This window comes from Streptomyces sp. NBC_00663, assembly GCF_036226885.1.
In the GTDB taxonomy this organism is placed as follows: Bacteria; Actinomycetota; Actinomycetes; order Streptomycetales; family Streptomycetaceae; genus Streptomyces.
Window position 1 is genome coordinate 4,834,307 of record NZ_CP109027.1, and the last position, 20,953, is coordinate 4,855,259.

Sequence of the window (20,953 nt, forward strand, 5' to 3'; positions counted from 1 at the left end):
GCGGTGTATCAGAGGTGTGGAAGCAAATTGTGCTGTCTCAGCGGCGCGACATGTAGATGTCGAGCGCCTTGTGGAGCAGCTTGTTGAGCGGGAAGTCCCACTCGCCGAGGTACTCGGCGGCCTGACCGCCGGTGCCGACCTTGAACTGGATCAGGCCGAAGAGGTGGTCGGTCTCGTCCAGCGAGTCGGAGATGCCGCGCAGGTCGTAGACGGTCGCGCCGAGCGCGTAGGCGTCGCGCAGCATCCGCCACTGCATCGCGTTCGAGGGCCGGACCTCACGGCCGATGTTGTCGGAGGCGCCGTAGGAGTACCAGACGTGCCCGCCCACGATCAACATCGTCGCCGCCGACAGGTTCACGCCGTTGTGGCGGGCGAAGTACAGCCGCATCCGGTTGGGGTCCTCGGTGTTGAGGGCCGTCCACATGCGCTGGAAGTACGACAGCGGGCGGGGCCGGAAGTGGTCGCGCACGGCCGTGATCTCGTACAGCCGCTGCCACTCCTCAAGGTCGTGGTAGCCGCCCTGGACGACCTCGACGCCAGCCTTCTCGGCCTTCTTGATGTTGCGGCGCCACAGCTGGTTGAAGTTCTTGTGGACCTCTTCCAGGGAGCGGTTCGCCAGCGGCACCTGGTAGACGTAACGCGGCTGGACGTCACCGAAGCCCGCGCCGCCGTCCTCGCCCTGCTGCCAGCCCATACGACGGAGCTTGTCGGCGACCTCGAAGGCGCGTGGCTCGATGAAGTCGGCCTCGATGTCCCGCAGTCTCTTCACGTCGGGGTTCTGGATGCCCGCCTTGATGGAAGTGGCCTCCCAGCGCCGGATGATCACCGGCGGGCCCATCTTCACGGAGAAGGCGCCCTGGTGCTTGAGGTGGGCCAGCATCGGTTCCAGCCAGTCGGTCAGATTCGGCGCGAACCAGTTGATGACCGGGCCCTCGGGCAGATAGGCCAGGTAGCGCTTGATCTTGGGCAGCTGGCGGTAGAGGACCAAGCCCGCGCCGACCATGTCGCCGGTCTTGTCGTCGAACCAGCCGAGGCTCTCCGAGCGCCACTCCGCCTTGACGTCTGCCCAGGCCGGAACCTGCATGTGGCTCGCCGCCGGCAGGCTCTGGATGTACGCCAGATGCTGCTCGCGGCTGATCGTCCTCAGGGTCAGGCTCATTCGGGGCGCTCCTCGGGCTGGTGTGTCCCCATGGGTACAGGGGCTCCGGCTCTCGCGCCGAAGCCTACTGCGCCTAGCGAGCGCCCCGACTGGGCGTACGGAACCTGCGCCCCGGCTCGAGGGCCGCCGAGGTGTTCCGTGGTGCTTCTGGGTGATGTGGAGAGGACGGTGTCCCTGGCGTCAGCTGATCCAGCCGCCGAAGAGGCCTCCGTGGGCCATGCCGAGGAAGAAGCCGACGGCCGAGGCGCCGAGACCGAGGATCAGTCCGAAGCGCTCACGGGTCGTCTCCGAGATCCACTGGCCGTACGCGCCGGTGCAGATCCCCACCAGGCCCGCCCAGGAGCTGAGCAGGTGCAGGTTGTGGAACATCGCCGTGACGAAAGCCAGGATCCCCAGCACCAGGGTCACCGCGAGCAGCGAGTCCTGGAGAGGGTGGGGTTTTCCGTCCGTGGCGAAAAGGCCTCCGACGGCGGTGTTGGGTCGCATTGCCTGTGCCATAGGGCACCTCCTGCGGAAGGCGGCGCATCGTAGCGCCATACACACCCGATGTGTACAGATTGTCGGTCCTGGCGGCCGGATTTCAACCGGAAGCCGGTGTGCGGGTAGTCTGTACCGTCTGCACTGGTGTCTGCCCATGTCACGACCAGGACTACCGCGAGGAAATCCTGATTGTCAGTGGCGGCCGATACCGTTGCGTACGCATCACGACCCTCCTGCCACGGAACGACCGTGGCCGCTGAGTCCAAAGGAGGTGGGTTCCACATGCGTCACTACGAGGTGATGGTCATCCTCGACCCCGATCTGGAGGAGCGCGCTGTCGCTCCCCTGATCGAGAACTTCCTCTCCGTCGTCCGTGAGGGCAACGGAAAGGTCGAGAAGGTCGACACCTGGGGCCGTCGTCGTCTCTCGTACGAGATCAAGAAGAAGCCCGAGGGCATCTACTCGGTCATCGACCTGCAGGCCGAGCCTGCGGTCGTCAAGGAGCTCGACCGCCAGATGAACCTGAACGAGTCGGTCCTCCGGACCAAGGTCCTCCGCCCCGAGACCCACTGAGCTCTCCCGCTCAGCTGATCTCGGGATTCGAGTAGCAGCAACCAAGCAGCCAGAGCAGCAAACCCGCCGAGAGGTACCCCCATGGCAGGCGAGACCGTCATCACGGTCGTCGGCAATCTTGTCGACGACCCCGAGCTGCGCTTCACCCCCTCCGGTGCGGCGGTCGCGAAGTTCCGTGTCGCGTCCACCCCCCGCACCTTCGACCGTCAGACGAACGAGTGGAAGGACGGCGAGAGCCTGTTCCTGACCTGCTCGGTCTGGCGTCAGGCGGCGGAGAACGTCGCGGAGTCGCTCCAGCGAGGCATGCGCGTCATCGTGCAGGGCCGGCTGAAGCAGCGGTCCTACGAGGACCGTGAGGGCGTCAAGCGCACGGTCTACGAGCTGGACGTCGAGGAAGTCGGCGCCAGCCTGAAGAACGCCACGGCCAAGGTCACCAAGACAGCCGGCGGTGCCGGCCGAGGTGGCCAGGGTGGTTACGGCGGCGGTGGCGGCCAGGCCGGCGGCGGCTGGGGTGGAAACTCCGGCGGCGGCCAGCAGGGCGGCGGCGGTGCTCCCGCCGACGACCCGTGGGCCACCGGCGCTCCCGCCGGTGGCAACCAGGGCGGCGGCGGTGGCGGCGGCTGGGGTGGAAACTCCGGCGGCGGCCAGCAGGGCGGCGGCTACTCGGACGAGCCCCCCTTCTAAGGGCTCGTATCCCCACTTCTTGATCACACAGGAGAAACACCATGGCGAAGCCGCCTGTGCGCAAGCCTAAGAAAAAGGTCTGCGCTTTCTGCAAGGACAAGGTCACGTACGTGGACTACAAGGACACGAACATGCTGCGGAAGTTCATTTCCGACCGCGGCAAGATCCGTGCCCGCCGCGTGACCGGCAACTGCACGCAGCACCAGCGTGACGTCGCCACGGCCGTCAAGAACAGCCGTGAGATGGCGCTGCTGCCCTACACGTCCACCGCGCGCTAAGGGAAGGGTGACCGAATAATGAAGATCATCCTCACCCACGAGGTCTCTGGCCTCGGTGCCGCCGGCGACGTCGTTGACGTCAAGGACGGTTACGCTCGCAACTACCTGATCCCGCGGAAGTTCGCTATCCGCTGGACCAAGGGTGGCGAGAAGGACGTCGAGCAGATCCGTCGTGCTCGCAAGATCCACGAGATCCAGACCATCGAGCAGGCCAACCAGGTCAAGGGCCAGCTGGAGGCCGTCAAGGTCCGTCTGGCCGTGCGCTCCGGCGACGCCGGTCGTCTCTTCGGTTCCGTCACCCCGGCCGACATCGCCTCGGCGATCAAGGCTTCCGGTGGCCCCGAGGTCGACAAGCGCCGCATCGAGCTCGGTTCGCCGATCAAGACGCTGGGCGCTCACGAGACGTCCGTGCGTCTGCACCCCGAGGTTGCCGCCAAGGTCAGCATCGAGGTCGTCGCGGCCTGACCGCTGCGCTCGGTTTGAGCAGTTGTGAGAGGGGCCGTACCCATTGGGGTACGGCCCCTCTTGCTTGCCCGAGTCGGGCGGCTTGGAGTCTCTTGGTGTTTCACGTGAAACGTCCCGGACCGACATGTTTCACGTGAAACGGAACGCCGCGGGCTGACGTGTTTCACGTGAAACGAGCCAGCGGTGAGCGACGTTTCATGTGAAACGTCAGCGGGTCGCGCCCGTGACGATCCAGCGCCCCGACCGTGCGCGCAGCCACAGGGTCAGCATGCGAACGGCCATCATCAGCGTCATGGCTCCCCACAGAGCGGTCAGGCCGCCACCGAGCATCGGTACGAGCAGGGCCACGGGCGTGAAGACCGCCAGGGTCAGCACCATCGCCCAGGCCAGGTATGGCCCGTCGCCCGCGCCCATCAGTACGCCGTCCAGGACGAAGACGATTCCGCAGATCGGCTGGGAGAGCGCCACGACGAGCAACGCGGGCAGCGCGGCATCCTTCACCACGGAGTCACTGGTGAACAGGGGCAGAAACACGGGCCGAGTCATAACCACCAGCAGGCCGAGCACCACGCCGACCGCGATCCCCCACTGCACCATGCGGCGGCATGCCTCACGTGCCCCCTGGGCGTCGCCCGCACCGAGATAGCGGCCGATGATGGCCTGCCCCGCGATGGCGATGGCGTCCAGGGCGAAGGCGAGGAGGCTCCACAGGGACAGGATGATCTGGTGCGCCGCGATGTCCGCGTCGCCGAGACGGGCCGCGACCGCGGTGGCGATCATCAGGATGGTCCGGAGCGACAGGGTGCGGACGAGCAGAGGGACGCCGGCCTGGGCTGAGGCTCGGATGCCGGCCGTGTCGGGACGCAGAGAGGCGCCGTGGGCTCGGGCTCCGCGTACGACCACCGCGAGGTAGACGGTCGCCATGCCGCACTGGGCGATGACGGTGCCCCAGGCGGAGCCGGCGATGCCGAGGTCGGCGCCGTAGACGAGGCCTACGTTCAGGGCCGCGTTGGCGACGAAGCCGCCGATGGCGACGTAGAGGGGGGTCTTGGTGTCCTGGAGACCCCGCAGGACACCGGTCGCGGCTAGAACGATGAGCATGGCCGGGATGCCGAGGGAGGAGATCCGGAGATACGTGGTCGCGTAGGGAGCGGCCGTGTCCGAGGCGCCGAAGAGCTCCACCAGGGCGGGCGCCATGGGAAGGACGACGGCGACGACCGCGGCGCCGAGCAGGAGCGCCAGCCAGATGCCGTCCATGCCCTGTCGGATGGCGGACTGGAGATCACCGGCGCCGACGCGCCGGGCGACAGCCGCTGTGGTGGCGTAGGCGAGGAAGACGAACACGCTGACGGCGGTCACGAGGAGGGCCGAGGCGACTCCCAGCCCCGCGAGTTGTGCGGTTCCGAGATGGCCCACGATCGCGCTGTCCACCATGACGAAGAGGGGCTCGGCGACGAGCGCGCCGAAGGCCGGGACGGCCAGTGCGACGATCTCTCGGTCGTGCTGTCGTCGGGCGGCGCGCGAGGTCGCGGGAGCGTGTGTCATGAGCACCAATCTAATCGTCCACAGGTAATAGATGCAATTGATTAGTGACCCTTACTTGGTCTCGTGTGTGGCACGCTTGCGCGGCTCGTTCGATCTGATCTTGGTCCGACTGGGGAAGTTTTTCTTCTGCACAGCCGGTGGACGGGAAGTATGCAGGTCAGGGCGGGTCTCTCGAAAGAAGGGCGAGCTTGTTCACAGGGCTGTCCACCGGGTCGTGCACAGGTTTTGCGGAGTTCTCCACAGCATCCGGGCCGTCGTCCACATGGCCTGTGGATAACCAGATTGGCTGACGGTGCCGACGGGCCTACGGTGGTCCGGCGCCCGCTCCATCTGTCGGCTGGGAAACCATCACAAAACCGACGCGCCACAAACGGAGCTGGGCCTCTTATTTGTCAGTGCCGTGCCGTAGAAAGAGAGGCACGGCGAGGTCCGCTCGGCGGACGGGAGGAGGTGGCTCGGTGAGCATTTCCGAGCCCTTGGACGATCCGTGGGCCGACAGCGGTCCCAGTGATCGTCTGCCTGCCTCGCGCCGACGCGGCGACGGGGGACGGGGCCGCGACGACCAGCACGACCGCGGCCGGGAGAACGGCGAATGGGACGGCGGGGGCACCTCGTTCGAGCGGGTGCCGCCGCAGGATCTCGACGCGGAGCAGTCCGTGCTCGGCGGCATGCTCCTGTCCAAGGACGCCATCGCCGACGTCGTCGAGGTCATCAAGGGCCATGACTTCTACAAGCCGGCCCACGAGACGATCTTCCAGGCCATCCTCGACATCTACGCCAAGGGTGAGCCGGCCGACCCCATCACGATCGCCGCCGAGCTGACCAAGCGCGGCGAGATCAACAAGGTCGGCGGCGCATCGTATCTGCACACCCTCGTCCAGACGGTTCCGACGGCGGCGAACGCCGAGTACTACGCGGAGATCGTCCATGAGCGGGCCGTGCTGCGTCGGCTGGTCGAAGCCGGTACACGCATCACCCAGATGGGATACGCGGCCGACGACGACGTCGACGAGATCGTCAACCGTGCCCAGGCCGAGATCTACGCGGTCACCGAGCAGCGCACCAGCGAGGACTACCTCCCGCTCGGCGACATCATGGAGGGCGCGCTCGACGAGATCGAGGCGATCGGCTCCCGCACCGGCGAGATGACCGGTGTGCCCACAGGCTTCACTGACCTCGACTCCCTCACCAACGGTCTGCACCCGGGCCAGATGATCGTCATCGCGGCCCGACCCGCCATGGGTAAGTCCACACTCGCGCTGGACTTCGCGCGGGCGGCGTCGATCAAGAACAACCTGCCGAGCGTCATCTTCTCCCTCGAAATGGGGCGCAACGAGATCGCGATGCGTCTGCTGTCGGCCGAGGCGCGCGTGGCCCTGCACCACATGAGGTCCGGCACCATGACGGACGAGGACTGGACACGCCTGGCCCGTCGGATGCCCGAGGTCTCGGCCGCGCCGCTCTACATCGACGACTCCCCGAACCTGTCGATGATGGAGATCCGCGCGAAGTGCCGTCGGCTCAAGCAGCGCAACGACATCAAGCTCGTGATCATCGACTACCTCCAGCTGATGCAGTCCGGCAAGCGGTCCGAGAGCCGTCAGCAGGAGGTCTCGGACATGTCCCGTAACCTCAAGCTCCTCGCCAAGGAGCTCGAGGTCCCGGTGATCGCGCTCTCGCAGCTCAACCGTGGCCCCGAGCAGCGCACCGACAAGAAGCCGCAGGTCTCCGACCTGCGTGAGTCCGGCTCCATCGAGCAGGACGCCGACATGGTGATCCTGCTGCACCGCGAGGACGCCTACGAGAAGGAGTCGCCGCGCGCCGGCGAGGCGGACATCATCGTCGGCAAGCACCGTAACGGCCCGACGGCGACGATCACGGTCGCCTTCCAGGGCCACTACTCCCGCTTCGTGGACATGGCTCAGACCTGAGCCGTCCGACCCGCGCCAAATCAGCTCGACGCCCCGGCACTCGCCGGGGTGGACTGGGGTCATGACGACATCCCAGGAAGAGCTGCTCCCCGGCACGCGCCGCGCACTGCTGCACCGCATCGCCGTGGCCCAGGCCGAAGGGCGGACACCGTCGCTGGTCGCGGCGGTCGTGCGGGGCGGCCGGGCCGTCTGGCACGGCTCACGGACCTCGGTGGACGGACACGGCCCGGACGAGAACGTGCAGTACCGGATCGGCTCGATCACCAAGACCTTCACCGCCGTTCTCGTGCTGCGACTGCGTGACGAGGGCGTGCTCGACCTCGGTGACCCGCTGGAGAAGCATGTGCCGGGGACCGGCGCGGGGGAGGCGACCATCGCCGAACTGCTCGCGCACACGGCCGGGTTGGCGGCCGAGTCACCGGGGCCGTGGTGGGAGCGGACCCCGGGCGCCCTGCGTCCTGAGCTGTCGGACGTCCTGGGCGAGCAGCCCTTCCTGCATCCGGCCGGCCGCCGCCATCATTATTCGAACCCCGGTTACGCCCTGCTGGGTGCCCTGGTGGAGAAGCTGCGCGGGGCCCCGTGGGAGGAGGTGCTGCGGCGTGAGGTGCTCGAACCCCTGGGCCTGGACCGTACGAGCGCTCAGCCCCGGGCGCCGCACGCAGGCGGCTGGGCCGTGCATCCCTGGGCCGATGTGATGCTGCCGGAACCCACCGAGGACCTGGGGAGGATGGCTGCGGCGGGCCAACTCTGGTCCACGACCGGTGACTTGGCGAAATTCGCGGCCTTCCTGACGAACGGGGACGACCGGGTGCTGAGCGCGGAGACGGTGCGGGAGATGCACACGCCTGCCGCGCCGCCCGAGGTCGCCGATGTAGTGGACGGTGCCGCCTACGGCCTCGGGTTGCAGGTCCAGCACCGGGACGGCCGACTGCTTGTGGGGCACTCCGGTTCCCTGCCGGGGTTCCTGGCGAACCTCACGATCAGCGTGGCGGACGATGTCGCGGCGGTGGTGCTGACCAACTGCACCTCCGGCCCGATGCTGTCCTCCGTGGGCGCCGACCTCGTCCGGATCGTCGCCGAGGCCGAGCCGCGCATTCCCGACCCGTGGCGACCGCTTCCCGAAGTCGACGCCGACGTACTGGAGTTGGCCGGGCAGTGGTACTGGGGCACGCATGCCTTCGCCCTGCGACTCACCGTCGAGGGAGGAGTCTCCATGGGGCCGTTGTCCGGCGGTGGCCGCCGTTCACGCTTCCGCGCCAACGGCGACGGCACCTGGACGGGGCTGGAGGGTTACTACGCCGGAGAGCTTCTACGGGCCGTACGGCGGCCGGACGGCAGCGTGAGCCACCTGGACCTGGGGTCGTTCGTGTTCACGCGTGAGCCGTACGACGAGGGGGCTCCTGTGCCGGGCGGGGTGGACCCGGAGGGCTGGCGCGGGATCGGCTAGCGGGTGTGGTGGATCGTGGGGCGCCCTGTTTCACGTGAAACAGGGCGCTTCGCCTTGCGAGGGCCTCTGCGGAAGGCGTGTCAGATTGCCCTGCCGGGGACTCAGAGAGGCAGCTTGAAGCCCAGATGCGAGGCCTCGAAACCCAGTCGTTCGTAGAAGCGGTGGGCGTCGGTACGGGTGACGTCGGAGGTCAGCTGTACCAACTGGCAGTTCTGGCGCCGGGATTCGTCGATCGCCCACTCGATGAGCTGGGTGCCCAGACCGCCGCCGCGCTCGTCGGCGTGCACACGGACGCCTTCGATGATCGATCTGGTGGCACCGCGTCGGGACAGGCCGGGGATGACCGTGAGCTGGAGGGTGCCGACGACGCGGCCCTCGCGCACGGCGACCATCAGGTGCTGGTGGGGGTCGGCGCTGAGCCGCTCCAGTGCCGTCAGATACGGGGCGAGGTCGTCCGGTGACTCACGCTGGGCACCCAGCGGATCGTCGGCGAGCATCGCGACGATCGCAGCGACATCGTCGGAGTCGGCGGCACGTATTTCAAGATCTCCCATGCCGTCAGCCTATGCGGGCACCTTCAGCGACTCGACGACCTTGACCAGGGGTGCCAGCTCGGGGTTCCTGGCCGCTTCGTCGAGCGCCTCGCGCAGCGCGGAGTCGTTGGTCGGCCGCGCCTCCTCCAGCAGGGCAAGGCCTGCCGGCGTGACGTTGGTGTAGATGCCGCGGCGGTCGGTGGGGCACAGGTAGCGGGTCAGCAGACCGCGGTCCTCCAGCCGGGTGACGAGTCGTGTGGTGGCGCTCTGGCTCAGGACGACCGCGTCGGCGACCTGCTTCATCTGGAGGTGGCCTCCGTCGCCGTCGTGCTGACGGCTGAGGACGTCGAGCAGGGAGTACTCGCGCACGCTGAGGTCGTGCCGCGCCTGGAGGGCCCGCTCGATGTGGGCCTCGATCCTCCCGTGCAGCAGGGAGAGGGCGCACCAGCCCTGGGCGAGGGCGGTGAGTGCGGGGTCCGTCGCTGTCATTGGCGCTTCCTTCGTCCCGGAACGGCTGAAACCAGGATAGGGCAGGCCCGCAATAGCCTGCGCTTGCAATTAACAAGCGTCTGCAAGTATTGTCATCAACTGTAAAGCGCTCATGCAATCAACTGGGAAGGTGCAGATCTCCATGCCTCTCGCGCTTCTAGCCCTCGCGATCGGGGCCTTCGGCATCGGAACCACCGAGTTCGTGATCATGGGCTTGCTGCCCGAGGTCGCGGGAGACTTCGGTGTCTCCATCCCCACGGCGGGCTTCCTGGTGACGGGCTACGCGCTCGGTGTCATGTTCGGCGCCCCGCTCATGACGGTGCTCGGCACCAAGGTCTCCCGCAAGCGCATGCTGATGGCGCTCATGGGCCTGTTCATCGTCGGCAACCTGCTCTCCGCCCTCGCCCCCGCGTTCGGCGTCATGCTGATCGGCCGGATCGTCGCCTCGCTCGCCCACGGAGCCTTCTTCGGCATCGGGTCGGTCGTCGCGGCCGATCTGGTCGCCCCGGACAAGAAGGCCGGCGCCATCGCGATGATGTTCACCGGCCTGACGGTCGCCAACGTCGTCGGTGTGCCGCTGGGCACCCTCGTAGGACAGACCGCCGGCTGGCGGGTCACCTTCGCCGTCGTCGCCGCGCTCGGCGTCGTCGGCCTGCTCGGCATCGCCAAGCTGGTCCCCGACCTGCCCAAGCCTGAAGGCGTGCACCTGCGCCACGAACTGGCCGCCTTCAAGAACACCCAGGTCCTGCTCGCCATGGCGATGACCGTGCTCGGCTTCGGCGGTGTCTTCGCGGCGATCACCTACATCGCGCCGATGATGACCCACGTCACCGGGTTCGCCGACGGCTCCGTCACCTGGCTGCTCGTCCTCTTCGGCCTCGGCATGGTCGGCGGCAACCTGGTCGGAGGCAAGTACGCGGACCGCGCCCTGATGCCCATGCTGTACGTCTCCCTGGGCGCCCTCGCGATCGTCCTCGCGCTCTTCACGTTCACCGCGCACAACAAGGTGCTCGCGGCCGTCACGATCGCGCTCATCGGCGCCCTCGGCTTCGCCACCGTCCCGCCGCTCCAGAAGCGCGTCCTCGACCAGGCGCACGGCGCCCCGACGCTCGCCTCGGCCGTGAACATCGGCGCCTTCAACCTCGGCAACGCGCTCTCCGCCTGGCTCGGCGGCCTCGTCATCAGCGCCGGCCTCGGCTACACCGCTCCCAACTGGGTGGGCGCGGCCCTCGCCGCGGGCGCCCTGGGCCTCGCCGTCCTTTCAGCGGCCCTGGAACGCAGGGACAGCGGGCCCAGCGCGGTAGTCGCCGGAGCCGGAGCTGGAACCGGATCTGGAGCCCGAACGGGATCTGGAGCGGCAGCCGTGCCCGCCGAGCAGAGGCCCGTCGCCCACCACTGAGGCTGCGCCCGCCGCCGACCGGGCGGGCCGTACGGACATCGCGCCGGTCCCCGTCACTCCTCGGGGACCGGCGGGTCCGTATGTCGGCTCAGCCCGTCGCGGCGGTCATGGTCACCCCGCCGCCACCGTCACCGGCGCGAACCGGCGGCTCCAGTCGCCCGGCAGCTCCGGGATGCCGTATGTCATGACCGCGTTGAAGGCGACGGACGCCAGGCCATGCTCCTTCGCCCAGGCCAGCAGTTCTTCGTGCCGTACGTCGATGTCGGTGCGCAGCGGGCGGTCCGTGTGGGCGGCGAGGGAGGCGATGAGCGCCTTGGCCGTCTCCGTGTCCTGGGCCACGAGCGGGCCCACGACGTGGGTGTCCATGTTGGGCCACGCGGCCGCGTAGCCGATGATCCGGCCGTTCTCCTCCGCGACCCGCAGCTGGTCGGCGAAGGCGGGCAGGCGCGTGACGATGTGTGTGCGGTCGGCGCCGAACACCGCTTCGTCGAGCCGGAGGATGGCGGAGAGATCCCCACCCGTGGCCGTCCGCGTCGTGACGGTGGGCCGGTAGCCGTCGGCCCTGAAGTGACCTCGCACCATCTCCGCCCGGCCGGTGGTCTTGAAGCCGAGTTCCTCGTAGAGGGGGCGGCCGTTGGGTGTCGCGTGCAGGGTGAGTGGGATGGTGCCCATCGCCGCGAGCACATGGCGCATCAACCGGCGGCCGATCCCCTTCCGGGCGTGGCGTTCGGCGACCAGGACCATGCCGATGGCTCCCAGCTCCGGGCGCTCCTGCGGCCCGTACGTGGTGACGACGCAGGCGCTGACGAGTCCGCCCTCGGGGTCGTCGATGCCGTATCCCGTTCCGGAGGCGAGGAGGTAGCCCCACTTGTGCTCCTCGCGCGGCCACCCCCGGTCCTCGGACAAGTCGGCGCAGGCAGCGAGATCGCGATGCGTCAGACGGCGGATGGGCAGAGAAGCGGGGGAAGGTGTCGACACGCAGGTCAGGCTGTCTGACGGGCACCCCTGCCGTCCACCTGTTTCCGCGGAGAAGTACGAGCTTTTGGTCATGCCGTAGCCGTCCGCACAGCCCGACGACAGCTGGTCGTTGTTTCACGTGAAACATGGGCGAGCCGCAGGATTCCGGCGTCCTCGGCGAGGTACCGAAAGCCGGCCCGGCTAGCCTCGGGTTCCATGGCCAGACTTCATCTCTTCGATCTCGACGGCACGTTGTTGCACGGAACGTCCGCCCCTGTCGAGATATCCCGGCAACTCGGCCTGGAAGCCGAGGCCGTGGCCCTCGATCAGGCGATCTCGTCGGGTCTCATCGAGCCACCCGAGTATGCGACGCGGGTGCGCACCCTGTGGGTGGATCTCACGGACGCCCATGTGACGGCCGCATTCGAGGGGGCGCCGTGGCTGGCCCGTATTCGTGAGGTCTGGGGGGAGATCCGAAGCAACGGCGACTACTGCGCGGTGGTGTCGCTCTCGCCGTCCTTCTTCGTGGAGCGGCTCATCGACTGGGGTGCGCATGCGGCGTACGGGTCGCGCTTTCCCGCCGTGCCGTTCAACGAGCCCGTGGATCCGGCCGGTGTACTCAGCGCGGCGGCGAAGGTCGTGATTGCCGATCGGTTGTGCAAGGAGTTCGGGGTCACTCGGGCCGATTGCGTCGCTTATGGAGACTCGTCGTCGGACAGGGACCTCTTCGGTGTGGTTCCGGTCTCCGTCGCAGTCAATGCCGACAGCCATCTGGCCGGTCTCGCGACCCACTCCTACGCGGGGAAGGATCTGTGGGGAGCCTATGAATTGGCGTGTCGCTCCTGGTAATTGAGCGAATTCATGGTGAGCGCCCTTGGCTCATTCATGGCGGACCCAGGGGGGACTTGTGTGCGGAGCGGCGCCCGGTAGGGTCGACTCCGGTTCTCGTCCGGCGAGGAGCGTGTTCTGTGTGCACCTCCCCGCGTCGGGCCGCGAACGAGGCAACGCAGCCTAATGGGACGGAGAGATCGAAGACCCGCGTTTTCGGTTATGCGGCCGGGCATCCGTGCGCGATGGGATGCTGCGGTGAGAGCACTGCGGCCAATGTCGCACTCTCTCCTTACTTGTCCGTATGGGGCGTGAATACGGGTTGAATATGGCCGCATCGGCCGCGGCCATCGACGGAGAAAGCAAGCCGTCCGCGGGGGAAGCAGGCACATTCCGATCGGGGAAGTGCGCAGACCGACCGAAAGATGTTCGAGGCGAGGCACACCATGGACGCTCCGACCACCACGTCGGCCGACAACGGCACTTCCGGCGGCGGGAGCGGCTGGTTCACGCCGCACCAGCAGCCGGCGACGCCGCCGGGCGGTGAGCAGGAAGCCGCCGAGGGCAACCGACTGGCGGCACTGCGCCCGGTCGGCAGGACCACACCCGGTCACGACGAGCACACGGCGGCACCAGAGTCGGGGCAGCCTCGCCGGCCCGCACCCCCCGCCCCGCACTCAACCGCCCCTCACCAGCCCGCACCCTTCGCCCCGTACGCACCCCCACCCACTCCACAGGCGCCCCCGATATCCGCCTCCGCGGCACCGGCGACACCCCCTCCCGCCGAACAGCGCGTGCCCCCTCAGCGGACCGCCCCCGCGAGGGCCCAGGAGGCTTCGCCGGACGCGGTTCTCATCCGCCGGACCATGGCGGAAGTCGGCCCGGTGGCCGACAAGGTCACCTCGTACTTCTACGCCCTGCTCTTCGTCCGCCACCCCGAGTTGCGCTCGCTCTTCCCCGCGGCGATGGACACTCAGCGGGACCGGCTGCTCAAGGCGCTGCTCACCGCCGCGGAACACATCGACAACACCCCCGTCCTCGTGGACTACCTCCAGAACCTCGGCCGCGGTCACCGTAAGTACGGCACCCGTCCCGAGCACTACCCGGCCGTCGGCGAGTGCCTCATCGGCGCTCTGAGCAAGTACGCCGAGCACGTCTGGGGGCCGGAGTTCGAGGCGGCGTGGGTCCGGACGTACACGACGATCTCGCAGGTGATGATCGACGCGGCGGCCGCGGACGAACTGAGGGCGCCCGCCTGGTGGTACGCGGAGGTCGTCGCGCACGACCTGAGGACACCGGACGTCGCCGTCGTCACCGTCCGGCCGGACCAGCCCTATCCCTTCCTCGCCGGGCAGTACACGAGCCTGGAGACGCCCTGGTGGCCGCGGATCTGGCGGCACTACTCCTTCGCCTCGGCACCCCGCTCCGACGGCCTGCTGTCGTTCCATGTGAAGGCCGTCCCCGCGGGCTGGGTCTCAGGCGCCCTGGTGCATCGCGCCAGGCCCGGCGACATCCTCCGCCTCGGCCCGCCGGCCGGTTCCATGACCGTGGACCACACCACCGACAGCGGCCTGCTCTGCCTGGGCGGCGGTACCGGCATAGCGCCCATCAAGGCACTGGTCGAGGACGTGGCCGAGCGCGGCGAGCGCCGCCCGGTCGAGGTCTTCTACGGCGCCCGAACCGACATCGACCTGTACGACATCGACACGATGCTCCGCCTCCAGCAGACCCACCCCTGGCTCTCGGTCCGCGCGGTCATCGACCAGCAGGCGCGTCTCCAGCTCCCCGACGCGATCCGCAGGTACGGCCCCTGGAACGAGTTCGACGCCTATGTCTCGGGCCCACCCGGGATGATCCGCAGGGGTGTGGACGCGCTGAGGGACAGTGGCATCCCGTCCGAGCGCATCCGCCACGACTCGGTGGAGGAGCTCGTCGTCATCGGCGACTGAGCACCCGGATCCGCCTCATCCCAGGTCGGGCGCGTGCATGGCACGTACGCCCTCGATGTTCCCGTCCAGGTAGTGCCGCAGCGACAGCGGTACGAGGTGGACGGAGGCGATCCCGACCCGGGTGAACGGCACCCGCACGATCTCGTACTCGCCGATGGGCTCGTCCACCTCGGGGCCATGCCGCAGGGAGGGGTCCATGGACTCCAGGCGGCAGACGAAGAAGTGCTGGACCTTCACCCCGGTCGCGCCACCGTCGTCGCCGATGTGCTCGACGGTGTCGACGAAGCAGGGCACCACGTCGGTGATCTTGGCGCCGAGTTCCTCGTACACCTCGCGGTGCAGCGCGTCGACGACGGTCGTGTCACTCGGCTCGACCCCGCCACCGGGGGTGAGCCAGTAGGGATCCACACCGGGCTTGGTGCGTTTGATCAGGATCAGGTCGTCGCCGTCCAGGAGAACGGCACGTGCGGTGCGCTTGACCACGGGTCGGACGGTCATGGGTGAAATGTGGCCCGCTTGGTTCCACGTGAAACATCGCAAGCGGTCATTGCCCGAGTGCACCGGGCGCCCGGTCGAGAACCGCAGGTCAGCCCCAGTCGTCGGCCGCCCGCAGCAGCCACTCGTGCGCCCGTGCCACATGCGGCATCGCCAGCGTGCCGGTGCGGACCACCAGGAAGTACGTCCGCAACGGCGGCACCGCGGGATGGTGCAGCGCGACCACGTCCCCTCGCTCCAGGGCTTCGGCGCACAGATAGCGGGGCAGCACCGCCAGCCCGGCACCCGCCGCGGCGCAGGCCAGTACGGCGCGCAGGTCGGGGACGATGACGGTGCCCGGAGCGGCCGGTCGGGAGTCGAAGACGGACGCCCAGTAACGGGAGACGAACGGCAGCGACTCATGCACCTCGACCACCGGAATGTTCTCCAGGGCCGGCGCGCCCTTGTGGCGCAGTGTCCCCGCGCCGATCTGCTCGGCCCGGAGCGGGGAGGCGACCAGGACGTGCACTTCGTCGCAGAGCGGAGTCGCGGTGAGCAGGGCACCGCGCGGACGGGCCGTACAGATGGCCAGATCATGATGTCCGGCGGCCAGCCCCTCCAGGGTCTCCTCGGCGTTTCCGAAGGAGGCGCGCAGTGCGAAGCCCTGGCCGTCCTCCCCGGTCAGCTCGGTGAGTGCGGGCAGGGCCCGTTCGGCGGTGAACTCGGGTGGCCCGGCCAGGTGCAGGGTGCGTAAGGACGACTCGTCGTCGAGCCCTGTCTCGGCGATCTCCACGAGGGCGTCGAGGTGCGGTGCGGCCTTGTGGGCGAGTTCGTCGCCGATGGTCGTCGGGGTCACGCCGCGGGCCTGCCGTAGGAACAGGGGGCGGCCCAACTGCCGTTCCAGGGTGCGGATCTGCGAGGTCACGGCGGGCTGCGAGAGGCCCAGCAACGCGGCGGCGCGGGTGAAGGAGCCGGCCCGGTGCACGGTCACGAAGGTCCGCAGCAAGGCCAGATCCATGCTCCGCCCTCCCCTTCCGTGCCTGTTCCAGCCCCCGGCCGGGCCCTAACTATAAATATGTCGATAGGTCTCTGTCGCTACTGTGATTGGACACTGACACAGAGTCAACTAGCCTTGTTCGCGCGGTTCTTCGCGCGCAGAACCGAGGACGGTCCGAGCCACGAGGGGGGAGGCTCGGACCGTCCGTTGTACGTAGCCCGACACCGACCGGTGGGTACGTGTAGCGGTCAGTCGGCCGACTCACGCAGCGCACGCAGCACATCCGCCACCAGGTCCTCCGTGTCCTCGGCGCCGGCCGAGAAGCGGACGAAGCCTTCCGGCACCGCGTCCCCGCCCCAGCGCCCCCGCCGTTCGGCCGTCGAGCGCACCCCGCCGAAGCTGGTCGCGTCGTCCACGAGCCGCAGCCCCTGAAGGAAACGCTCGGCACGCGCGCGCGTGGGCAGCGTGAAGGAGACCACGCACCCGAAGCGGCGCATCTGCCGCGAGGCGATCTCGTACGACGGGTCGTCCGGCAGCCCCGGATAGCGCACCCCGAGCTCCTCCGGCTGGTCGCGCAGCGCCTCGGCGACGGCCAGCGCGTTCGCGCTCTGCCGCTCGACCCGCAGCTGGAGCGTGGCGATCGACCGGTGCGCGAGCCAGGCCTCCATGGGGCCGGGGATCGCCCCGACGAGCTTGCGCCAGCGTCGTACGGCCGTCATCGCCTCGGCGTCGCGGGCGCTGACGTAGCCCAGGAGGACGTCTCCGTGCCCCGTGAGCTGCTTGGTGCCGCTCGCCACCGAGAAGTCGGCGCCGAGCTCCAGCGGGCGCTGGCCGAGCGGTGTGGCGAGCGTGTTGTCGACCGCGACGAGGGCACCACGCGCGTGTGCCGTGTCCACGAGCCGCCGGATGTCGCAGACGTCGAGCCCGGGGTTGGACGGCGTCTCGAGCCACAGCAGCCGCGCGCCCTCCAGCACGGCCAGTTGGGCGTCCTGGCCGGTCGGCGCGGTGCGTACTTGGATGCCGTACGCCCGCAGCTGTTCGTGGACCAGGGGCAGCGCCTGGTAGCCGTCGTCGGGCATGACGACCGTGTCCCCGGCGCGCAGTTGTGAGAAGAGCACCGACGAGATGGCGGCCATCCCGGAGGCGAACACGAGCGTCTGGACGTCGTCCCGCCCGGGCGCCTCCAACTCGCCGACGGCCCGCTCCAGCAGGGTCCAGGTGGGGTTCTCGTCGCGGCCGTAGGTGTACGGCCCGGCGACGTCGCCCGGCAGATGGAAGTGGGCGGCGAAGACCGGGCCGGGAAGGGTGGGCTCGTTCTTGACGGGCTCGGGGAGTCCGGCCCGCACCGCGCGCGTGCCCTCCCCGGTGGCCCCGGTCGATTCGCTCATGCCGCCTGTCCCTCCACGTGTTCACGGACCGCCACGAGCAGCCCCTCGCTCGCCGCCTCCACCATCTCCAGGCACTCCTCGAAGCCGTCCATGCCGCCGTAGTAAGGGTCCGGTACGTCGAGATCGTCGCCCGCCGACATGTCGTACGAGCGCAGCAGACGCACCTTCGCCGCGTCCTCCGGGGTGGGGGCGAGACGGCGCAGGGCCTTGAGGTGGCCGTGGTCGAGGGCGATCACGAGGTCGAGGCGGGCGAACCACGACGGCCGGAACTGACGGGCCGTGTGGGCGCTGTCGTACCCGTGGGCCTCAAGGACGGACACGGTGCGCGGATCGGCGCCGTCGCCCTCGTGCCAGCCGCCCGTGCCGGCGCTGTCGACCTCGACCCGGTCGTCGAGCCCGGCCTCCGCCGTGCGGGCACGGAAGACGGACTCGGCCATCGGTGAGCGGCAGATGTTGCCGGTGCAGACGAAGCAGACGCGGTAGGTCATCCCCGGGCTCAGTCCCCGTCGGGGAGGATGACGTTGAGCGCCCAGGACACGATCGAGATGATCAGGCCACCGAGGACGGCGGTCCAGAAGCCGTCGACGTGGAAGCTCAGGTCGAGCTTGTCCGCCAGCCACGAGGTCAGCAGCAGCATCAGCGCGTTGACGACCAGGGTGAACAGGCCGAGCGTGAGGATCAGCAGCGGGAGGCTGAACAGCTTCACGATCGGCTTGACCAGGAAGTTGACCACGCCGAAGATCAGCGCGACGAGGATCAGGGTCCCGATCTTCTTACCTGTGCTGTCACCGGTCAGGGTGATCTTGTCGAGCAGCCACACGGCGACCGCCAGGGCGCCCGCGTTGGCGATCGTCTTGACTAGGAAATTCTTCATGTGTCTGATCGTGGCAGAAGAGATCGGTTACCAGCAGTGGGACAGGGGCGGACAACGGCGATGAAGGCATTCCGGCTGGACGAACTGGAGGCGGAGCGCGCCGCCAATGACGGCGCTTACCTGCAGTTTCTGCGGGAACGGAACATGTCGGCGGGCCTGTACGCGCTGGACGCCGGCGAGCATGATCCACAGAAGCCGCACAACCAGGACGAGGTCTACTTCGTTGTGAGCGGCCGTGCCGCGATCACGGTGGGGATGGAGACGACCCAGGTGGCCCGTGGCAGCGTGGTGTACGTGCCAGCCGGTGTCGCCCACAAGTTCCACCACATCAGCGAGGACCTGAGGGTCCTGGTGGTGTTCTCTCCGCCGGAAAGCTGAGCCGCCGTCTCGGGGTTCCCTAGGGGTTCGATCAGGGGAGGACGAGGGGTGCGAGGCCCCCGCCCGGGCCCTTGCCCGTCCTAGCATCGAAGCAGGACAGCGGAATGATCCGGCGACAAGAGAAGCCGGGACGAGAGAGGGTAAGGGCGATGCGTGAGATCTTCGCGGGACTGCCGTGGTGGGTGAAGTGGATCGCGGTGCCCGTCATCGCCCTGGTCGTGTTCGGCGGGCTGATAGCCAGCGTGCTGCACTTCGTCGTCTGGCTGCTGTTCAAGGCACTGGTCTTCGTGGCCCTGGTCGGCGGGCTCATCTATGTCGTACGGAAGTTCACGTCGAGCTCCTCGTCGCGCAGCGACTGGTGAGGAGCGCACGGGGTATCGGTGATCGGTAACAGGAATCACCGGTTCCCTCGGGCGAGGGAAGTTTTGGGCGCAGGCCGTCTGTGAGCGGTGTCAGGCGGTTAAAGTCCGGAATTCGACGCGGGGACGATCCCCCGCGAGCGGCGTACACCCCCTCCCGTGTCCCCCCGCACGGGCAGCCCCCTCGTGCTTCGGGAGTGACCCTTGGCCACGGTTGACACCGCCCCCGCAGAGCTTCACGTACCCGTACAGACGGCGTCCCCGGCACGACCGGCGAGCTCCGAACGACAGGACGGAACGACGCCCCCGGACCAGCCGGATCAGCCGGATCAGTCCGAGCAAGCCCCCTCCGGGACCCTCATCGGGTCCGTGCAGCGCGCGATGCGCCTGCTGGAGTCCGTCGCCGGGCACGAGCACGGCGCCCCCGCCAAGCAACTGGCCCGCGAGACCGGCCTGGCCCTGCCGACGGCCTACCACCTGCTGCGCACGCTCGTCCACGAGGGCTATCTGCGCCGGGACAAGGGCCTGTTCTTCCTCGGTGGGGCGGCAGAGCGACTGAGCAGCAGCGGAGCCCAGCAGAAACGTCGCAGCACCGTCGTCGAGGCACTCGCGCACTGGCGGGACGTGATCGGCGTTCCCGTGTACTACGCCATGTACCGCGACGGTGAGATCGAGGTCATGTGCGTCTCCGACACCCCGGGCAATCCCGCGGTCGAGGAGTGGGCCGACTTCCGTGAGACCGGGCACGCGCACGCCATCGGTCAGTGCCTGCTCTCCCAACTCGATGAGAGCGCCCGCCGCGACCACCTTGAGCGCTACCCCGTTCAGGCCATCACCCCGTACACCGTGCGTGACAGCCATGTGCTGCTCCGGCGTCTGGACCGAATGGGGCGGATGGACCCGGTCTTCGAACAGCAGGAGTACGCGCTCGGGACGGTGTGCGCGGCGATTCCGATCACGGTCGGGCCGACCGCCGCTACGATGGCCATTTCTCTCCCTTCCCATCAGGCCGATCGACTGCTAGACGCCACGCGTCAACTACAGAGTGAGATCGGACAGCTCCTGGGGTCGCTCGCGATCTCTATCAGTATCTGAAAACTCACTCCTTGTGATCTCTCGTGTACGTTCAGCAAGATTCCTTCAGTGTCAAAAGGGTCATTCCCGGCCAGTCAACGGCAGATGACGGGGTAGGCGATGGACGAGTCCGTACAGGCAGAGGTCATGATGAGCTTTCTCGTCTCCGAGGAGCTCTCTTTCCGTATCCCGGTGGAGCTGCGCTACGAGACCTGTGATCCCTATGCGGTGCGGCTGACCTTCCATCTGCCCGGGGACGCGCCGGTGACCTGGGCCTTCGGGCGCGAGCTGCTGATCGACGGTGTGGGGCGGCCGAGCGGCGACGGGGATGTGCGGATCGCGCCGGCCGAGGCGGACACGCTCGGTGAGGTCTTGATCCGGCTTCAGGTCGGTGCCGACCAGGCGCTGTTCCGTTCGTCGACGGCGCCACTCATCGCCTTCCTCGACCGCACCGACAAGCTGGTGCCGCTGGGACAGGAAGGGGCGCTCGCGGACTTCGACACCCATCTGGACGAGGCGCTGGACCGCATCCTGGCGGAGGAACAGAGCGCCGGCTGAAGCGTGCCGCAGGGAGGGAGGCGGAACGCTTCAGCACAGGCGGGGAGATGAGCAGGAAGGCTTCTTCTGAGGAGATCCCTCTGCGGAGGCGGGGTTCCTTGTGCCGCGGTTTCCAGAGGCCTCGGGCTTCGGCG

24 protein-coding genes are annotated in these 20,953 nt (G+C 68.4%); 13 read left to right on the top strand and 11 right to left on the bottom strand.

What is annotated here, in order from left to right; translation table 11 throughout:
- Positions 1 to 37 precede the first annotated feature (37 nt).
- Together femX and OG866_RS22060 are read right to left on the bottom strand one after the other, a co-directional pair.
- Entirely contained in the window at positions 38 to 1,159 is a 1,122-nt protein-coding gene (gene femX, locus OG866_RS22055) for a peptidoglycan bridge formation glycyltransferase FemX (RefSeq protein WP_329337129.1), read from the bottom strand.
- A gap of 180 nt (positions 1,160 to 1,339) precedes the next feature.
- Positions 1,340 to 1,657 (bottom strand): hypothetical protein, encoded by a 318-nt coding sequence (locus tag OG866_RS22060; RefSeq protein ID WP_329337130.1) that lies wholly within the window; start codon positions 1,655 to 1,657, stop codon positions 1,340 to 1,342.
- Positions 1,658 to 1,921: 264 nt separating this feature from the next.
- Between OG866_RS22060 and rpsF the strand changes: the two genes are divergently transcribed.
- From rpsF to rplI, 4 genes are all read left to right on the top strand, one after another.
- The gene (gene rpsF, locus OG866_RS22065; RefSeq protein ID WP_005482942.1) at positions 1,922 to 2,212 is read left to right on the top strand and encodes a 30S ribosomal protein S6; all 291 of its coding nucleotides are present in this window, start codon (positions 1,922 to 1,924) and stop codon (positions 2,210 to 2,212) included.
- An 81-nt stretch (positions 2,213 to 2,293) separates the two neighbouring features.
- Positions 2,294 to 2,896, top strand: coding sequence for a single-stranded DNA-binding protein (locus OG866_RS22070; protein ID WP_329337131.1), 603 nt, complete (start codon positions 2,294 to 2,296; stop codon positions 2,894 to 2,896).
- A gap of 41 nt (positions 2,897 to 2,937) precedes the next feature.
- Positions 2,938 to 3,174, top strand: a complete 237-nt coding sequence (gene rpsR, locus OG866_RS22075) for a 30S ribosomal protein S18 (protein ID WP_003949403.1) — start codon at positions 2,938 to 2,940, stop codon at positions 3,172 to 3,174.
- An 18-nt stretch (positions 3,175 to 3,192) separates the two neighbouring features.
- Positions 3,193 to 3,639 (top strand): 50S ribosomal protein L9, encoded by a 447-nt coding sequence (rplI, locus tag OG866_RS22080; RefSeq protein ID WP_329337132.1) that lies wholly within the window; start codon positions 3,193 to 3,195, stop codon positions 3,637 to 3,639.
- 207 nt (positions 3,640 to 3,846) lie between these two features.
- Here the strand turns inward: rplI and OG866_RS22085 are convergent, their stop codons facing one another.
- Positions 3,847 to 5,184 (bottom strand): MATE family efflux transporter, encoded by a 1,338-nt coding sequence (locus OG866_RS22085; RefSeq protein ID WP_329337135.1) that lies wholly within the window; start codon positions 5,182 to 5,184, stop codon positions 3,847 to 3,849.
- 458 nt (positions 5,185 to 5,642) lie between these two features.
- Here OG866_RS22085 and dnaB point away from each other — a divergent pair, with 458 nt between their 5' ends.
- Together dnaB and OG866_RS22095 are read left to right on the top strand one after the other, a co-directional pair.
- Positions 5,643 to 7,115 carry a replicative DNA helicase gene (gene dnaB / locus OG866_RS22090; protein ID WP_329337137.1) on the top strand — a complete coding sequence of 491 codons (1,473 nt, stop codon included), beginning with the start codon at positions 5,643 to 5,645 and terminating at the stop codon, positions 7,113 to 7,115.
- A 61-nt stretch (positions 7,116 to 7,176) separates the two neighbouring features.
- The gene (locus OG866_RS22095; protein WP_329337138.1) at positions 7,177 to 8,562 is read left to right on the top strand and encodes a serine hydrolase domain-containing protein; all 1,386 of its coding nucleotides are present in this window, start codon (positions 7,177 to 7,179) and stop codon (positions 8,560 to 8,562) included.
- A 101-nt stretch (positions 8,563 to 8,663) separates the two neighbouring features.
- Here the strand turns inward: OG866_RS22095 and OG866_RS22100 are convergent, their stop codons facing one another.
- Both OG866_RS22100 and OG866_RS22105 read right to left on the bottom strand, forming a co-directional pair.
- The gene (locus OG866_RS22100; protein ID WP_329337140.1) at positions 8,664 to 9,116 is read right to left on the bottom strand and encodes a GNAT family N-acetyltransferase; all 453 of its coding nucleotides are present in this window, start codon (positions 9,114 to 9,116) and stop codon (positions 8,664 to 8,666) included.
- 9 nt (positions 9,117 to 9,125) lie between these two features.
- Positions 9,126 to 9,584: a MarR family winged helix-turn-helix transcriptional regulator gene (locus OG866_RS22105; protein ID WP_329337141.1), complete on the bottom strand. Its 459-nt coding sequence runs from the start codon at positions 9,582 to 9,584 to the stop codon at positions 9,126 to 9,128.
- Between the two features lie 142 nt (positions 9,585 to 9,726).
- Between OG866_RS22105 and OG866_RS22110 the strand changes: the two genes are divergently transcribed.
- Entirely contained in the window at positions 9,727 to 10,983 is a 1,257-nt protein-coding gene (locus OG866_RS22110; protein ID WP_329337142.1) for an MFS transporter, read from the top strand.
- A 111-nt stretch (positions 10,984 to 11,094) separates the two neighbouring features.
- Here OG866_RS22110 and OG866_RS22115 read toward each other — a convergent pair whose 3' ends face one another.
- Entirely contained in the window at positions 11,095 to 11,961 is an 867-nt protein-coding gene (locus OG866_RS22115) for a GNAT family N-acetyltransferase (RefSeq protein WP_329337145.1), read from the bottom strand.
- A 195-nt stretch (positions 11,962 to 12,156) separates the two neighbouring features.
- Here OG866_RS22115 and OG866_RS22120 point away from each other — a divergent pair, with 195 nt between their 5' ends.
- Positions 12,157 to 12,789: an HAD family hydrolase gene (locus tag OG866_RS22120; protein WP_329337146.1), complete on the top strand. Its 633-nt coding sequence runs from the start codon at positions 12,157 to 12,159 to the stop codon at positions 12,787 to 12,789.
- 425 nt (positions 12,790 to 13,214) lie between these two features.
- Positions 13,215 to 14,717, top strand: a complete 1,503-nt coding sequence (locus OG866_RS22125; protein ID WP_329337147.1) for a globin domain-containing protein — start codon at positions 13,215 to 13,217, stop codon at positions 14,715 to 14,717.
- Between the two features lie 15 nt (positions 14,718 to 14,732).
- Here the strand turns inward: OG866_RS22125 and OG866_RS22130 are convergent, their stop codons facing one another.
- The 5 genes from OG866_RS22130 to OG866_RS22150 form a co-directional block, all read right to left on the bottom strand.
- Entirely contained in the window at positions 14,733 to 15,215 is a 483-nt protein-coding gene (locus tag OG866_RS22130; protein ID WP_329337148.1) for an NUDIX hydrolase, read from the bottom strand.
- Between the two features lie 88 nt (positions 15,216 to 15,303).
- Positions 15,304 to 16,209, bottom strand: a complete 906-nt coding sequence (locus OG866_RS22135; protein WP_329337149.1) for a LysR family transcriptional regulator — start codon at positions 16,207 to 16,209, stop codon at positions 15,304 to 15,306.
- A gap of 227 nt (positions 16,210 to 16,436) precedes the next feature.
- Complete coding sequence (locus OG866_RS22140) at positions 16,437 to 17,576, bottom strand: cystathionine gamma-lyase (RefSeq protein WP_329337150.1); 1,140 nt, start codon at positions 17,574 to 17,576, stop codon at positions 16,437 to 16,439.
- On the bottom strand, positions 17,573 to 18,064 hold the full coding sequence (locus tag OG866_RS22145; RefSeq protein WP_329337151.1) for a low molecular weight protein-tyrosine-phosphatase: 492 nt from the start codon (positions 18,062 to 18,064) through the stop codon (positions 17,573 to 17,575). Before OG866_RS22145 ends, OG866_RS22140 begins: the two co-directional genes overlap by 4 nt.
- 8 nt (positions 18,065 to 18,072) lie before the next feature.
- Positions 18,073 to 18,450: a phage holin family protein gene (locus OG866_RS22150; protein ID WP_329337153.1), complete on the bottom strand. Its 378-nt coding sequence runs from the start codon at positions 18,448 to 18,450 to the stop codon at positions 18,073 to 18,075.
- A 60-nt stretch (positions 18,451 to 18,510) separates the two neighbouring features.
- Here OG866_RS22150 and OG866_RS22155 point away from each other — a divergent pair, with 60 nt between their 5' ends.
- From OG866_RS22155 to OG866_RS22170, 4 genes are all read left to right on the top strand, one after another.
- Positions 18,511 to 18,828 (top strand): cupin domain-containing protein, encoded by a 318-nt coding sequence (locus tag OG866_RS22155; RefSeq protein ID WP_329337155.1) that lies wholly within the window; start codon positions 18,511 to 18,513, stop codon positions 18,826 to 18,828.
- 149 nt (positions 18,829 to 18,977) lie between these two features.
- On the top strand, positions 18,978 to 19,190 hold the full coding sequence (locus tag OG866_RS22160) for a DUF5326 family protein (protein WP_329337157.1): 213 nt from the start codon (positions 18,978 to 18,980) through the stop codon (positions 19,188 to 19,190).
- Between the two features lie 366 nt (positions 19,191 to 19,556).
- Positions 19,557 to 20,282 (top strand): IclR family transcriptional regulator, encoded by a 726-nt coding sequence (locus OG866_RS22165; protein ID WP_443063552.1) that lies wholly within the window; start codon positions 19,557 to 19,559, stop codon positions 20,280 to 20,282.
- Between the two features lie 99 nt (positions 20,283 to 20,381).
- Positions 20,382 to 20,819, top strand: a complete 438-nt coding sequence (locus tag OG866_RS22170) for an SsgA family sporulation/cell division regulator (RefSeq protein ID WP_329337158.1) — start codon at positions 20,382 to 20,384, stop codon at positions 20,817 to 20,819.
- Positions 20,820 to 20,953: the final 134 nt, after the last annotated feature.

What these genes read in the sequence shown, in the direction of transcription:
- OG866_RS22155 (WP_329337155.1), top strand. Translation starts at nt 18,511, where the DNA reads ATGAAGGCATTCCGGCTGGACGAACTGGAGGCGGAGCGCGCCGCCAAT.
- OG866_RS22130 (WP_329337148.1), bottom strand. Translation starts at nt 15,215, where the DNA reads ATGACCGTCCGACCCGTGGTCAAGCGCACCGCACGTGCCGTTCTCCTG.
- rpsR (WP_003949403.1), top strand. Translation starts at nt 2,938, where the DNA reads ATGGCGAAGCCGCCTGTGCGCAAGCCTAAGAAAAAGGTCTGCGCTTTC.
- OG866_RS22120 (WP_329337146.1), top strand. Translation starts at nt 12,157, where the DNA reads ATGGCCAGACTTCATCTCTTCGATCTCGACGGCACGTTGTTGCACGGA.
- OG866_RS22150 (WP_329337153.1), bottom strand. Translation starts at nt 18,450, where the DNA reads ATGAAGAATTTCCTAGTCAAGACGATCGCCAACGCGGGCGCCCTGGCG.
- OG866_RS22085 (WP_329337135.1), bottom strand. Translation starts at nt 5,184, where the DNA reads ATGACACACGCTCCCGCGACCTCGCGCGCCGCCCGACGACAGCACGAC.
- OG866_RS22105 (WP_329337141.1), bottom strand. Translation starts at nt 9,584, where the DNA reads ATGACAGCGACGGACCCCGCACTCACCGCCCTCGCCCAGGGCTGGTGC.
- OG866_RS22110 (WP_329337142.1), top strand. Translation starts at nt 9,727, where the DNA reads ATGCCTCTCGCGCTTCTAGCCCTCGCGATCGGGGCCTTCGGCATCGGA.
- rplI (WP_329337132.1), top strand. Translation starts at nt 3,193, where the DNA reads ATGAAGATCATCCTCACCCACGAGGTCTCTGGCCTCGGTGCCGCCGGC.
- OG866_RS22170 (WP_329337158.1), top strand. Translation starts at nt 20,382, where the DNA reads ATGGACGAGTCCGTACAGGCAGAGGTCATGATGAGCTTTCTCGTCTCC.
- OG866_RS22135 (WP_329337149.1), bottom strand. Translation starts at nt 16,209, where the DNA reads ATGGATCTGGCCTTGCTGCGGACCTTCGTGACCGTGCACCGGGCCGGC.
- rpsF (WP_005482942.1), top strand. Translation starts at nt 1,922, where the DNA reads ATGCGTCACTACGAGGTGATGGTCATCCTCGACCCCGATCTGGAGGAG.
- OG866_RS22160 (WP_329337157.1), top strand. Translation starts at nt 18,978, where the DNA reads ATGCGTGAGATCTTCGCGGGACTGCCGTGGTGGGTGAAGTGGATCGCG.
- OG866_RS22060 (WP_329337130.1), bottom strand. Translation starts at nt 1,657, where the DNA reads ATGGCACAGGCAATGCGACCCAACACCGCCGTCGGAGGCCTTTTCGCC.
- OG866_RS22140 (WP_329337150.1), bottom strand. Translation starts at nt 17,576, where the DNA reads ATGAGCGAATCGACCGGGGCCACCGGGGAGGGCACGCGCGCGGTGCGG.
- OG866_RS22100 (WP_329337140.1), bottom strand. Translation starts at nt 9,116, where the DNA reads ATGGGAGATCTTGAAATACGTGCCGCCGACTCCGACGATGTCGCTGCG.
- OG866_RS22125 (WP_329337147.1), top strand. Translation starts at nt 13,215, where the DNA reads ATGGACGCTCCGACCACCACGTCGGCCGACAACGGCACTTCCGGCGGC.
- femX (WP_329337129.1), bottom strand. Translation starts at nt 1,159, where the DNA reads ATGAGCCTGACCCTGAGGACGATCAGCCGCGAGCAGCATCTGGCGTAC.
- OG866_RS22070 (WP_329337131.1), top strand. Translation starts at nt 2,294, where the DNA reads ATGGCAGGCGAGACCGTCATCACGGTCGTCGGCAATCTTGTCGACGAC.
- OG866_RS22145 (WP_329337151.1), bottom strand. Translation starts at nt 18,064, where the DNA reads ATGACCTACCGCGTCTGCTTCGTCTGCACCGGCAACATCTGCCGCTCA.
- OG866_RS22095 (WP_329337138.1), top strand. Translation starts at nt 7,177, where the DNA reads ATGACGACATCCCAGGAAGAGCTGCTCCCCGGCACGCGCCGCGCACTG.